The organism is Pectobacterium artocarpous (assembly GCF_046159765.1).
In the GTDB taxonomy this organism is placed as follows: Bacteria; Pseudomonadota; Gammaproteobacteria; order Enterobacterales; family Enterobacteriaceae; genus Pectobacterium.
In genome coordinates, this window is sequence record NZ_JBJXVK010000020.1 from 35355 (window position 1) to 48357 (window position 13003).

Annotated in this window: 13 protein-coding genes and 1 other annotated feature (1 of these 14 running past the window's edge); all 13 genes read left to right on the forward strand. The window is 48.9% G+C overall.

Features of this window, described 5'->3' with window-relative positions:
• The first annotated feature begins 53 nt into the window (after nucleotides 1-53).
• The 13 genes from ACKQAD_RS13815 to pheM all read left to right on the forward strand — a co-directional run bounded on the left by ACKQAD_RS13815 (nucleotide 54) and on the right by pheM (nucleotide 12964).
• The gene (locus ACKQAD_RS13815) at nucleotides 54-1277 is read left to right on the forward strand and encodes an L-lactate MFS transporter (RefSeq protein ID WP_409160691.1); all 1224 of its coding nucleotides are present in this window, start codon (nucleotides 54-56) and stop codon (nucleotides 1275-1277) included.
• 222 nt (nucleotides 1278-1499) lie between these two features.
• On the forward strand, nucleotides 1500-2837 hold the full coding sequence (gene ugpB / locus ACKQAD_RS13820) for a sn-glycerol-3-phosphate ABC transporter substrate-binding protein UgpB (RefSeq protein ID WP_409160692.1): 1338 nt from the start codon (nucleotides 1500-1502) through the stop codon (nucleotides 2835-2837).
• A 30-nt stretch (nucleotides 2838-2867) separates the two neighbouring features.
• Nucleotides 2868-3716, forward strand: a complete 849-nt coding sequence (locus ACKQAD_RS13825; protein ID WP_409160693.1) for a glycerophosphodiester phosphodiesterase family protein — start codon at nucleotides 2868-2870, stop codon at nucleotides 3714-3716.
• A 164-nt stretch (nucleotides 3717-3880) separates the two neighbouring features.
• The gene (htpX, locus tag ACKQAD_RS13830; protein WP_409160694.1) at nucleotides 3881-4762 is read left to right on the forward strand and encodes a protease HtpX; all 882 of its coding nucleotides are present in this window, start codon (nucleotides 3881-3883) and stop codon (nucleotides 4760-4762) included.
• A 342-nt stretch (nucleotides 4763-5104) separates the two neighbouring features.
• Nucleotides 5105-6271, forward strand: coding sequence for an oligogalacturonate lyase (gene ogl, locus ACKQAD_RS13835; RefSeq protein ID WP_409160695.1), 1167 nt, complete (start codon nucleotides 5105-5107; stop codon nucleotides 6269-6271).
• A gap of 226 nt (nucleotides 6272-6497) precedes the next feature.
• Nucleotides 6498-7289: a DNA-binding transcriptional regulator KdgR gene (gene kdgR / locus ACKQAD_RS13840; protein WP_409160696.1), complete on the forward strand. Its 792-nt coding sequence runs from the start codon at nucleotides 6498-6500 to the stop codon at nucleotides 7287-7289.
• Nucleotides 7290-7544: 255 nt separating this feature from the next.
• On the forward strand, nucleotides 7545-7808 hold the full coding sequence (locus ACKQAD_RS13845; protein ID WP_409160697.1) for a YebO family protein: 264 nt from the start codon (nucleotides 7545-7547) through the stop codon (nucleotides 7806-7808).
• Nucleotides 7809-7934: 126 nt separating this feature from the next.
• Nucleotides 7935-9356, forward strand: coding sequence for an amino acid permease (locus tag ACKQAD_RS13850; RefSeq protein ID WP_409160698.1), 1422 nt, complete (start codon nucleotides 7935-7937; stop codon nucleotides 9354-9356).
• Nucleotides 9357-9617: 261 nt separating this feature from the next.
• A complete protein-coding gene (gene thrS, locus ACKQAD_RS13855) occupies nucleotides 9618-11546 on the forward strand; it encodes a threonine--tRNA ligase (protein WP_409160699.1) in 1929 nt (642 codons plus the stop codon).
• A gap of 3 nt (nucleotides 11547-11549) precedes the next feature.
• Nucleotides 11550-12092: a translation initiation factor IF-3 gene (gene infC / locus ACKQAD_RS13860; RefSeq protein ID WP_072034236.1), complete on the forward strand. Its 543-nt coding sequence runs from the start codon at nucleotides 11550-11552 to the stop codon at nucleotides 12090-12092.
• Nucleotides 12093-12202: 110 nt separating this feature from the next.
• Nucleotides 12203-12400, forward strand: a complete 198-nt coding sequence (gene rpmI / locus ACKQAD_RS13865) for a 50S ribosomal protein L35 (RefSeq protein WP_034861980.1) — start codon at nucleotides 12203-12205, stop codon at nucleotides 12398-12400.
• A 42-nt stretch (nucleotides 12401-12442) separates the two neighbouring features.
• Nucleotides 12443-12799 (forward strand): 50S ribosomal protein L20, encoded by a 357-nt coding sequence (gene rplT, locus ACKQAD_RS13870; RefSeq protein ID WP_005968887.1) that lies wholly within the window; start codon nucleotides 12443-12445, stop codon nucleotides 12797-12799.
• A gap of 115 nt (nucleotides 12800-12914) precedes the next feature.
• Nucleotides 12915-13003, forward strand: a sequence feature (Phe leader region) (it continues 36 nt past the right edge of the window).
• On the forward strand, nucleotides 12920-12964 hold the full coding sequence (pheM, locus tag ACKQAD_RS13875; RefSeq protein ID WP_106120997.1) for a pheST operon leader peptide PheM: 45 nt from the start codon (nucleotides 12920-12922) through the stop codon (nucleotides 12962-12964). (Overlaps the previous feature by 45 nt.)

The following is a 13003-nucleotide window of genomic DNA, read 5'->3' on the forward strand; positions in this document are numbered from 1 at the left end:
ATTTTTTGGCGTACCGAGTGAATCGGACCCATTTTTGATGTAGGGGAAAACCTATGAATACTAAACCTGCTAATCGGGGATTCATTGTCCTCGGGACCATTATCACCCAAATGGGACTTGGTTCGATTTACACCTGGAGTCTGTTCAATCAGCCGCTGGTGGACAAATTTGGTTGGACACTGAGTTCAGTCGCGACGACATTTTCCATCACCAGTTTCTGCCTGGCCTTTGCCACGCTGTTCGCGGGTAAGTTTCAGGAGCGTATTGGTCTGCGTCGTCTGACCATGATTGCAGGTATCACGCTGGGGGCAGGGCTGATGGCGAGTGCGGTGAGCCCGTCGCTGACGCTGATTTATTTGCTGATGGGAGTGGTTGTCGGTTTTGCTGACGGTACGGCTTACATCACGACGTTGTCCAATTTGATCAAATGGTTCCCGAATCGCAAAGGGTTAATCGCGGGCATTTCTGTGGGTGCCTTTGGCACCGGAAGTCTATTATTCAAATACGTCAACAGCTTTTTGATTGCGGAAGTGGGGGTGTCAGAAGCCTTCTTCTATTGGGGCGTTATCGTCATGGCGATGATTCTGGTCGGGAGCTCTCTGCTGAAAGAACCTGCTGCGGTGCCGGTTCAACAGGCGGTGGTTCAGGGGCAGGCGCGTGATTTCTCGCTAACGGAAATGTTGGCAACGAAAGAGTCGTATTTGCTGTTTATTATCTTCTTCACCACGTGCATGAGTGGGCTGTATTTGATCGGTATAGTGAAAGATATCGGTGTGCAAATGGCGGGAATGGATATGGCGATGGCGGCCAATGCGGTGTCGGCGATTGCGATTTTTAATACCGTCGGACGCATTATACTTGGCGCGCTCTCGGACAGTGTCGGGCGTATGCGGGTAATCAGTTTTACGCTGTTGGTGACGATTCTTGCGGTATCCGTCATGACGTTCCTGCCGCTGAATCCGATTCTGTTCTTTATCTGTGTCAGCGCAATTGCTTTCTGCTTTGGTGGCAATATCACCGTGTTTCCAGCGATTGTCGGTGATTTCTTCGGCCTGAAAAATCACAGCAAAAACTATGGCGTCATTTATCAGGGATTCGGTATCGGCGCGCTGTCCGGCTCGTTTATCGCTGCGCAGCTCGGGGGCTTCCAGGCCACATTTACGGCAATCATCATCATGTCTGTCGTTTCGCTGCTGATTACCCTGTGGATCAAACCGCCTAAGCATCAGCCTGTTTCTGCCGCAATGCGTGCGGATATGGCTCACGCTCAAAGCTAATCGAGTACCCAGGCGGGCAGCGGATGTTCTGCTCGCCACAAGATTGTCCTGTCATAAAACCTTTCTCTTCTCTGCTGAAATATCGCGATACAGTTCATCACTTCCCTGGTCATCTACGTGTCACAGGCGAACCCTAATGTCGTTACCAGCACTGCGTTTTCCTAACTGAGACATTCCTCAACGCCGCAATATTTTCCTAAAAATTGTACCGGAGAAAATATCATGATGATTCGGTTTAGGTTCACGTCTGTTTTTCTGATGCTGTTAAATATGATCTTGCTCGTCCCGCTGTCTGCCAGAGCGGCTGTCGAACTGACGTTTTGGCATGGCATGGACAGCAACCTGAACACGGAATTGATGCGGTTGGTTAACCGGTTTAATGAATCTCAGACGACATACCATGTTGAACCCATCTATAAAGGCAGCTATGAGCAGACGCTGTCTGCCGGGATTGCGGCGTATCGCACCGGTAACGCACCGGATATTTTGCAGGTTTATGATGTCGGTACGACCAATATGATACACAGCGGGGCGATTGTCCCCGTATTCGAACTGTTCAAACAGGTTGGTATCGAGAATGACGAAAAAGCCTTTCTGCCTGCGGTGGCGCTGTTTTACAGCGACAGTCAGACCGGGCATCTGATTTCCCAACCGTTTAATAGCTCAACACCCGTTCTTTACTACAACAAAGATGCGTTTGTTAAAGCAGGGCTCGACCCCGATAAGCCACCACGCACCTGGAATGAACTGGCGTATGATGCGGCGCGGTTGCATCAGAGTGGGATGGCCTGCGGCTACACAAATGCAGGGCAGCAAGGCTGGATATTATTGGAAGCGTTTAGCGTATGGAACGGACTGCCGATCGCGACGAAAAATAATGGCTTCGATGGTGTTGATGTGCACTTGCTGATAAACGGACCCTTGCAGGTCGCGCATATCACCCAGCTTGCGGAGATGATGAAGAACAAGGCGTTCAGCTATTTTGGCCGCAATGACGAGGCCACAGCGCGCTTTTATAACGGCGATTGCGGTATATTGACCACCTCATCGGGTGGACTACGCAAGATTCAGAACTATGCCAAATTCCACTACGGTGTCGGTATGTTGCCTTACAGTGAAGAGGCCAACGGCGCACCGCAGAATACGTTCATCGGAGGGGCAAGCCTCTGGGTCATGAAAGGGAAAGCGGCATCGCATTATCAAGGTATTGCTGAATTCCTGCATTTCCTGACGCTGCCGGAAAATGCCGCTGAATGGCATCAGATGACGGGTTACCTGCCGGTGACACAAGCTGCTTACAAACTCACGATCGAGCGAGGGTTTTATGCCAGATACCCCGGCAGCGATGTCGCTATGAAACAGCTCACCAATAAACCGCCACTGCCGTATACGCGTGGATTCCGCTTGGGTAATATGCCGCAAATTCGCACCATTATGGATGAAGAATTGGAGAAGGTCTGGGCAGAGCAGGAAACGCCACAGCAGGCGCTGGACAATGTGGTTTCGCGGGGCGATCTCCTGTTGCAACATTTTGCGCAGTCGGTTTCCCGTCATTCGTGATATTCCCCGTTTATTTGGAGCTTTCGACTGATGACAAAGCAAAATAAAGGCATGACCCAGGACGTGATTTCGGCGCAAAATGCGACGGTTCTGGCAGTGGCGCATCGCGGCGTTTGGGCATCGGCACCGGAGAATTCGTTGGCGGCGCTACGCGAGGCGATTCGTCTGGGCGTTGATATTGTGGAGATGGATGCCCAATTGACGGCAGATAGCCACATTGTCGTAATTCATGATGACACGCTCGATCGCACGAGCGATATGCGCGGGCGCGTTAGTCAGATGACGTTGGCGGAAATTCGTCAGGCGCATTTGCGCGGGAGTGACGGCAGTTCAGCATGGTCATTGAGTGACGAAAAGGTGCCGCTGTTGTATGAAATCCTCGAAGAGGCGAGAGGGAGAGTTGTCATCAACGTAGATGTTAAACATGAGCGAGAATTTGGTGTTATCGCCCGCGATATTCGCGATAAAGGCCTGAGTGCGGGCGTGATCATGAAAAGTCCGATTGATCTTGCTTCTGCCCATTTTCCCATTGCCTCACCGTCGCGGGATATCCAGATACCCTATATGCCAATACTCCACCTCAAACGGGGAGAAACTGCCGACATTTTGCGGCAGGTTGATGATATCGGCATCGCCATTGTGGAAGTCAACTTTGATCATATTGATGCGTTGACCGAAGCGCATGTCGAGTTTCAACGGCTTGGGGTGCGGATTTGGGTGAACACGCTGGATTGTTCGCATTCTCTCGACTATAGCGATACGCACGCCTTAGCGGATCCTGACGCCGTATGGGGAGCATTAATTCGCGCTGGGGTGGGCGCGATTCAGGTCGATCATGCCAACGTGTTTATCAATTTTCGGTCAACATTGTCGCGCTGACGTACCAGGATTAACATCAGGCAGGACGCTGCCTTCCTTTTGAAAAGTGTAAAGTTATGTGGATTTAGTAACTGAAAAGCTAAGAATGCTTGAAAATGCCACGGCAACCCATACGATGTACGTGTTGCAAACTTTATCTTTCTGCAAGAGGAAATCAGACCTTTATGATGCGTATTGCGCTTTTCCTGATCACCAACCTGGCGGTGATGTTGGTTTTCGGGCTGGTACTCAGCCTGACGGGAATTCAGTCCAGCAGTGTCCAGGGCTTAATGATTATGGCTGGGCTGTTTGGCTTTGGCGGTGCGTTTGTTTCACTGCTGATGTCTAAATGGATGGCGTTACGGTCCGTTGGCGGTGAAGTTATTGAACAACCCCGTAACGAAACCGAACGTTGGCTGATGGAAACCGTTCGCACACAGTCACAGCAGGCGGGGATTGCGATGCCGCAGGTGGCAATCTACCATGCGCCGGATATCAATGCGTTTGCGACGGGCGCGCGCCGTGATTCATCGCTAGTGGCGGTCAGCACTGGTTTGCTGCAAAACATGAGCCGTGACGAAGCGGAAGCGGTAATCGCGCATGAAATCAGCCACATTGCGAATGGCGACATGGTGACCATGACGTTGGTGCAAGGGGTGGTGAACACCTTCGTTATCTTTATCTCTCGTCTGATCGCTCAGGTCGTTTCCGGATTCCTGTCCGGCAACCGTGATGAAGGTGAAAGCAGTAACGGTAATCCGCTGGTTTATTTTGCTGTTGCGACTGTGCTGGAACTGGTGTTTGGTATTCTTGCCAGCATTATCACCATGTGGTTCTCACGCTACCGTGAATTCCATGCGGATGCGGGTTCAGCCAAGCTGGTGGGGCGTGAGAAAATGATCGCTGCACTGCAACGTCTGAAGACCAGCTATGAGCCGCAGGAAGAGAGTAGTATGATGGCTTTCTGCATTAACGGAAAATCGAAATCCTTCAGCGAGCTGTTTATGTCTCACCCGCCGTTGGATAAGCGTATTGAAGCGCTGCGATCCGGCGATTACCTGAAGTAATTCACGATATTTTCTTCCCAAAGGCCCATTCGGGCCTTTGTTATTTCTGCGTTTCTTGATTCAGCAAACCTGCGCTTTCTCTGTTCACGTGTTTTCATTAGATCTGAAACAGGTGGTGAAAATAGGAAGAATGTTTTATAAAATAAAACCACGATCACGGAAAAATGAAACATTGTTTCTATAATGTCGATATAACAAGCGTCTCGCGTGAGGTTGGTGGCCTGATTCTTGAACAACCGGTGTCGGGGTAACTCGCTTGTCGGGCGATCGGAATGTCAGGTTATCGAAGAGTATGCGCGTGTGGCGTCAGATTCTTCATGAATAAGTGCTAAGGATTTACGGATGGCCAAAGGTAACAAGATCCCCCTAACGTTTCATACCTATCAGGATTCAGCAACCGGCACCGAAGTTGTGCGTTTAACCCCGCCCGATGTTATCTGCCACCGCAACTATTTCTACCAGAAGTGTTTCTTCAATGACGGCAGCAAGTTGCTATTTGGCGCGGCGTTTGATGGCCCGTGGAATTACTATCTGCTGGATTTAAAAGAGCAAAGCGCCACGCAGTTGACGGAAGGCAAAGGCGACAACACCTTTGGTGGTTTCCTGTCCCCGAATGACGATGCGCTGTATTACGTTAAAAATACCCGTAATCTGATGCGTGTCGATCTGGCTACGCTGGAAGAGAAAACGATTTATGAGGTGCCTGACGATTGGGTCGGTTACGGTACCTGGGTTGCCAATTGCGACTGCACCAAAATAGTCGGTATTGAGATCAAAAAAGAAGACTGGAAACCGCTGACCGATTGGAAAAAATTCCAGGAGTTCTACTTCACTAATCCTTGTTGTCGCCTGATTCGCGTCGATTTGGTCACGGGCGAAGCGCAGACTATCCTTCAGGAAAACCAGTGGCTGGGTCACCCAATCTACCGTCCGGGTGATGACAACACGGTGGCTTTCTGCCACGAAGGCCCGCACGATCTGGTTGATGCCCGTATGTGGTTCATCAACGAAGATGGAACCAACATGCGTAAAGTGAAAGAGCATGCTGAAGGCGAAAGCTGCACCCACGAATTCTGGGTACCAGATGGTTCAGCGATGATCTACGTCTCTTACCTGAAAGACGACAGCAATCGCTATATCCGTAGTATCGATCCAGTTACGCTGGAAGATCGTCAACTGCGCGTAATGCCGCCGTGTTCTCATCTGATGAGTAACTATGATGGTACACTGCTGGTCGGCGATGGTTCCGATGCGCCGGTCGACGTGCAGGATGATGGCGGATATAAAATCGAGAACGATCCGTTCCTGTATGTTTTCAATCTGAAAACGGGCAAAGAGCATCGTATTGCACAGCACAATACATCCTGGGAAGTGCTGGAAGGGGACCGTCAGGTCACTCACCCACATCCTTCTTTCACGCCAGATAATAAACAAGTTCTGTTTACTTCTGACGTAGATGGAAAACCTGCGCTGTATCTGGCGAAGGTTCCTGATTCAGTCTGGAACTAATAATACTAATAAATCCGCGTCACATTTTGTGGCGCGGATTGTGGCGCGGATTATTTTAAAATATTTACTTACATATTATTTTATTAAGTCTCTGACGCGGTTATTCCTCAAACTTAACTTGATTATCGTTGTTGCTCCATTGCCATAATCAAAGCGTTCCCTTTATACTAAAACCATTGTTCTATTTTTTTTAAAACAAAAAAAACTGAGTAGGGTAACCACAAAAATGGCTAGTGCAGATTTAGATAAACAACCCGATTCCGTGTCGTCCGTTTTAAAGGTTTTTGGTATTTTACAGGCATTAGGTGAAGAGAGAGAAATTGGTATTACCGAGCTTTCTCAGCGTGTCATGATGTCCAAGAGTACCGTTTACCGCTTCTTGCAGACGATGAAATCCCTGGGCTATGTCGCGCAGGAAGGTGAATCAGAGAAATATTCGCTAACGCTCAAGTTGTTTGAACTTGGGGCAAAAGCATTGCAGAACGTCGATTTAATCCGCAGTGCAGATATACAGATGCGTGAGTTGTCTGCGCTGACGCGCGAAACGATCCACCTTGGCGCGTTGGATGAAGACGGTATCGTTTATATCCACAAGATTGACTCGATGTATAACCTGCGTATGTATTCGCGTATTGGTCGCCGTAATCCTCTGCACAGTACCGCAATCGGTAAAGTGCTGTTGGCATGGCGCGATCGTGGCGAAGTGGAAGAGATTCTGTCGACTGTCGAATTCACCCGTAGTACGCCACACACGCTGTGTACTGCTGAAGATCTTCTCACCCAATTAGACGTTGTCCGCGGACAAGGTTACGGAGAAGATAATGAAGAGCAGGAAGAAGGGCTGCGTTGTATCGCTGTGCCAGTATTCGACCGCTTTGGTGTTGTGATTGCCGGCCTCAGTATTTCTTTCCCAACGATTCGTTTTTCAGAAGAAAACAAACACGAATATGTAGCTATGCTGCATACTGCCGCCAGAAATATCTCTGAGCAAATGGGTTATCACGATCACCCATTCTGATATTCTCTATCGATACCTGAGCCTGTCCTTACCGACAGGCTTTTTTATGGCCGCTATCCCTGTCCGCCCCGTTCGGGCCATCGCAAGCGACGTTGAAAAACGTTCCCCACGTTTTTTTATTTTTGTACCAAGACGATAGCGATGTGTATCGATACGATATGGAGATCAAATAGGGTTGGGTATCGAACTTGGCTACTTCACGGTGTTAAGATAGCCCACAGGTACTCGTCATAAGTGGTGATAAACGGAGTCGTTGTGAACATATTAGAAGTGGTTTTTGTCTTGCTGGTTGTGCTGCTGGCCGCGCTGATCTGGTTTTTTGTTAATCGAGCGAGCGTCAGAGCGAATGAGCAAGTGAAATTGCTGCAAGAGATCGTAGAGCAGCAACGCCAGCAGTTAGCATTATTGAAAAAATTGCTGCCCCAGAATGCAGAAAAAAGTGAACCTGAAACGCTTACTGCCGAGTTCGAGCGTGATGACGTGGAGTTAACGTTTAAAAGTGTCATTCCTGAACGTTAATGTGCCATCACCGTGTCGCGTTTAACCCCCGATCCCTTTGCCTGTTTACGTCATTTTTCATACGGATGACGTGAGCAGGTATGGTTATAAAAATGAAGAAGGCTTTACAGGAAGCACAAAAACAACATGGCAAATGCGGAAAACAACATAGCAAATAATCAAAAAGATAGAGCAAACGATCAACAGGAACTGGTTTTAAAACGAGGGTTAAAAAACCGGCATATTCAACTGATAGCGTTGGGTGGCGCGATTGGTACCGGATTGTTTTTAGGGATATCGCAGACTATCCAAATGGCAGGGCCGTCCGTTTTATTGGGCTACGCGATTGCTGGAATGATCGCGTTTCTGATTATGCGACAGTTGGGCGAGATGGTGGTGGAAGAGCCAGTAGCGGGTTCGTTCAGCCATTTTGCCTATAAATACTGGGGCGATTTTGCGGGCTTTCTGGCCGGTTGGAACTACTGGGCGATGTTTATTCTGGTAGGGATGGCTGAACTAACGGCCGTGGGGATTTATATCCAGTACTGGTGGCCCGAGACGCCAACTTGGCTGTCCGCCGCGATATTCTTCGTACTCATCAACCTGATCAATCTGGTGAATGTGCGGATGTTTGGGGAAACGGAGTTCTGGTTCGCCATTATCAAAGTGCTGGCCATCGTCGGGATGATTGTCTTTGGCAGTTGGTTGCTGCTGAGTGGTAATGGCGGCGAAACGGCAACGGTGCGTAACTTATGGATCCATGGTGGATTCATGCCGAATGGCGCAAGTGGATTGATCATGGCCATGGCGGTGATTATGTTCTCATTCGGCGGTCTGGAATTGGTGGGAATCACCGCGGCAGAAGCTGCCGATCCGAAATGCTCTATTCCTCAGGCGACCAATCAGGTGGTCTATCGCATCCTGATTTTCTATATCGGCGCGCTATCTATTTTGTTATCGCTTTATCCGTGGGGAAATGTCGTTGATGGTGGTAGTCCGTTTGTTCTTATCTTCCATGCGCTGAATAGCAATACAGTGGCAAACGTACTTAACATCGTGGTACTCACGGCGGCGTTATCGGTTTACAACAGCGGCGTGTATTGTAATAGCCGGATGCTGTACGGTTTGGCAAAACAGGGGAATGCGCCGAGGTCTCTCGCGAAGGTCAACGCGCGCGGTGTCCCTGTCCACTCTATCGTACTGTCAGCCTTAGCGACATCGTTCGGTGTGGCGATCAACTACCTAATGCCAGGAAAAGCGTTTGAGCTGTTGATGACGCTTGTGGTGTCGACGCTGGTGATTAACTGGATCATGATCTGCTTTGCGCACCTGCGTTTCCGTCAGGCGATGATGGAGAAGGGGATTGTTCCTGCGTTCAAAGCCTTCTGGTATCCGTGGTGCAACTACCTGTGTCTGGCCTTTCTGGCGGGTATTTTGGTGATTATGCTGCTGTCGCCGGGCATTCGCATTTCGGTCATTTTAATTCCGTTCTGGATTGCCGTTATTTGGCTTGGTTTCCGACTTTCCCGTAAAAATAACGCGGCGCAGAAGTCGGTGCAAATACAGTAAACACTTCCGTGGCCTGTGCATTATGCGTAACGATGCGCAGGCTACCCATCCGACTTTAACACACCACTTATAAGGTGTATTATTGTCCCCGACGTTATCCATGTCACGCTAGTGCACGCCTTTAGTTGTGTGCACCATGTGTATATATTTCACAGAGTACAGAGGAATAGCATGGTTAACACTTTTGATTTTCAATTGATAGACGATTTTTTTTGCATGTGAGCTTTCGTGTGGCTCACCACTGTAAATAAGGGAATTATAATGCCAGTTATTACCCTTCCTGATGGAAGTCAGCGTCATTACGACCACGCCGTTTCTCCCCTAGATGTTGCACTTGATATTGGTCCCGGTCTGGCAAAAGCCTGTATCGCCGGACGCGTCAATGGCGAGCTGGTTGACGCCAGCGATAAAATCGATACCGATGCGCAGTTAGCCATCATCACCGCCAAAGATGAAGCGGGTCTGGAAATTATTCGTCACTCCTGTGCGCACTTGTTGGGCCATGCGATCAAGCAACTGTGGCCTGATACTAAAATGGCGATTGGTCCGGTTATCGATAACGGTTTTTACTATGACGTAGATATCGACCGTACCCTGACTCAGGAAGATATTGAACTGCTCGAAAAGCGTATGCACGAGCTTGCTAACACCGACTATGACGTCATTAAGAAAAAAGTCAGTTGGCAGGAAGCGCGCGATGCGTTCGCTGCGCGCGGTGAAACCTATAAAATGGCGATTCTGGATGAGAACATCAGTCGCGATGATCGTCCGGGTCTGTATCACCATGAAGAATACATCGATATGTGCCGTGGCCCGCACGTACCGAATATGCGTTTCTGCCACCATTTCAAATTGCAGAAAACGTCGGGTGCTTACTGGCGCGGCGACAGCAAAAACAAAATGCTGCAACGTATCTACGGCACGGCATGGGCGGATAAAAAGCAGTTAGCTTCTTACCTGCAACGTCTGGAAGAAGCGGCTAAGCGCGACCACCGCAAAATCGGCAAACAGCTGGATCTGTATCACATGCAGGAAGAAGCACCGGGTATGGTGTTCTGGCACAACGACGGTTGGACGATCTTCCGCGAGTTGGAAGCGTTTGTGCGCATGAAGCTGAAGTCGTACCAGTATCAGGAAGTAAAAGGTCCATTCATGATGGATCGCGTGATGTGGGAAAAAACTGGTCACTGGGAAAACTACAAAGAAGCGATGTTCACGACGTCATCAGAAAACCGTGAATACTGCATCAAGCCGATGAATTGCCCGGGTCATGTACAGATTTTCAATCAGGGGTTGAAATCATACCGCGATTTGCCGCTGCGTATGGCCGAGTTCGGTAGCTGTCACCGTAATGAACCATCAGGCTCTCTGCATGGTTTAATGCGCGTGCGTGGCTTTACTCAGGACGATGCGCACATCTTCTGTACGGAAGAGCAGGTTCGTGATGAAGTAAACAGCTGCATCAAGATGGTGTATGACATGTATAGCACCTTCGGTTTTGAAAAAATCGTGGTGAAACTGTCTACGCGCCCTGAAAAACGTATCGGTAGCGATGAGATGTGGGATCGTGCCGAAACCGATTTGGCCGCAGCGTTGAGTGAAAACAACATCGAATTTGACTATCAGCCGGGTGAAGGGGCGTTCTACGGTCCAAAAATTGAATTTACCCTGCATGACTGTTTGGATCGTGCGTGGCAGTGTGGTACGGTGCAACTCGACTTTTCATTACCGGGTCGCCTGAATGCGTCTTACGTTGGCGAAAGCAACGAACGTCAGGTGCCGGTTATGATTCACCGGGCTATTTTGGGATCAATGGAGCGTTTCATCGGTATTTTAACCGAAGAGTTCGCCGGTTTCTTCCCAACCTGGTTAGCTCCGGTTCAAGTGGTGATTATGAATATCACCGATACCCAGTCTGATTATGTCAACGAATTGACCCGAAAACTGCAAGAAGCGGGCATTCGTGTAAAAGCAGACTTGAGAAATGAGAAGATAGGCTTTAAAATCCGCGAGCACACTTTACGGCGGGTTCCCTATATGCTGGTTTGTGGCGACAAAGAAGTTGAGGCAGGAAAAGTTGCTGTCCGTACTCGTCGCGGTAAAGACCTGGGGAGCCTGGATGTCAGTGAAGTCATTAGTAAGCTGCAGCAAGAGATTCGCAGCCGTAGTCTTCATCAATTGGAGGAATAAGGTATTAAAGGCGGAAAACGAGTTCAACCGGCGCGTCCTAATCGCATCAACAGAGAAATTCGCGCACATGAGGTACGCCTGACAGGCGTCGAAGGCGAACAGCTTGGCATTGTCAGTCTGAATGAAGCATTAGAAAAAGCCGAGGAAGCAGGTGTTGATTTAGTTGAAATCAGTCCGAATGCCGAGCCGCCGGTTTGCCGAATCATGGATTACGGCAAGTTCCTCTATGAGAAGAGTAAGGCCACAAAGGAACAGAAGAAGAAGCAAAAAGTTATTCAGGTCAAGGAAATCAAATTCCGGCCTGGTACCGATGATGGCGACTATCAGGTCAAACTACGCAACCTGGTTCGCTTTCTGGAAGATGGTGACAAAGCTAAAATCACACTGCGTTTCCGCGGTCGTGAAATGGCGCACCAGCAGATTGGTATCGAAGTGCTTAACCGCGTTCGTGACGATCTTAGTGAACTGGCTGTCGTCGAATCCTTCCCAACGAAGATCGAAGGCCGTCAAATGATCATGGTGCTAGCACCTAAGAAGAAACAGTAAGGCACTCAAGTATCAGAACCGCACTGTCTTTTTGCGTTAAGCAATGAATTTGTGCGGTTTTGTTCGCCTTATCTGATTCGTTTTATTAACAATGCGAAGTGGAAATAAAAATGCCAAAGATTAAAACAGTACGCGGTGCTGCTAAGCGCTTCAAAAAAACTGCCAGCGGTGGTTTCAAGCGTAAGCATGCTAACCTGCGTCATATTCTGACCAAAAAGGCGACTAAACGTAAACGTCATCTGCGTCCGAAAGGCATGGTCTCCAAAGGAGATCTGGGTCTGGTTGTCGCATGTCTGCCGTACGCATAAGTAACTTTTTTTAATTCAGAATAAGACTTTAGGAGAGAGCATATGGCTCGCGTAAAACGTGGTGTAGTTGCCCGTGCACGTCACAAGAAAATACTGAAACAAGCGAAAGGTTACTACGGTGCCCGTTCGCGCGTTTATCGTGTTGCCTTCCAGGCAGTAATCAAAGCTGGTCAGTACGCTTACCGCGACCGTCGTCAACGTAAACGTCAATTCCGTCAGCTGTGGATTGCACGTATCAATGCAGCAGCCCGTCAAAATGGCTTGTCTTACAGCAAATTCATCAACGGCCTGAAAAAAGCCTCTGTTGAAATTGACCGTAAGATTCTGGCTGATATCGCTGTATTCGACAAATTAGCGTTCAGCGCGCTGGTCGAAAAAGCGAAAGCAGCACTGGCGTAAGTCAGTTGAGAGAGGGAGCTTTGGCTCCCTCTTTTCGTCAAACGTCACAGGTTTTTTTATTCTCACACTTTTTGTTATTCACAAGGCTTCTTGTGATTTTCAAGACAAGGTAACGCAAGCATGAATGCTGCTATTTTCCGTTTCTTTTTTTACTTTAGCGCCTGAACTCAGGGGGGCTTTGCGCGTAAGAAAAGAAACGAAAAG

Bases quoted from the DNA above. Each gene is read 5' to 3' on its own strand.
- ACKQAD_RS13815 (WP_409160691.1), top strand. From the start codon at position 54: ATGAATACTAAACCTGCTAATCGGGGATTCATTGTCCTCGGGACCATT.
- ugpB (WP_409160692.1), top strand. From the start codon at position 1,500: ATGATGATTCGGTTTAGGTTCACGTCTGTTTTTCTGATGCTGTTAAAT.
- ACKQAD_RS13825 (WP_409160693.1), top strand. From the start codon at position 2,868: ATGACAAAGCAAAATAAAGGCATGACCCAGGACGTGATTTCGGCGCAA.
- htpX (WP_409160694.1), top strand. From the start codon at position 3,881: ATGATGCGTATTGCGCTTTTCCTGATCACCAACCTGGCGGTGATGTTG.
- ogl (WP_409160695.1), top strand. From the start codon at position 5,105: ATGGCCAAAGGTAACAAGATCCCCCTAACGTTTCATACCTATCAGGAT.
- kdgR (WP_409160696.1), top strand. From the start codon at position 6,498: ATGGCTAGTGCAGATTTAGATAAACAACCCGATTCCGTGTCGTCCGTT.
- ACKQAD_RS13850 (WP_409160698.1), top strand. From the start codon at position 7,935: ATGGCAAATGCGGAAAACAACATAGCAAATAATCAAAAAGATAGAGCA.
- thrS (WP_409160699.1), top strand. From the start codon at position 9,618: ATGCCAGTTATTACCCTTCCTGATGGAAGTCAGCGTCATTACGACCAC.
- rpmI (WP_034861980.1), top strand. From the start codon at position 12,203: ATGCCAAAGATTAAAACAGTACGCGGTGCTGCTAAGCGCTTCAAAAAA.
- rplT (WP_005968887.1), top strand. From the start codon at position 12,443: ATGGCTCGCGTAAAACGTGGTGTAGTTGCCCGTGCACGTCACAAGAAA.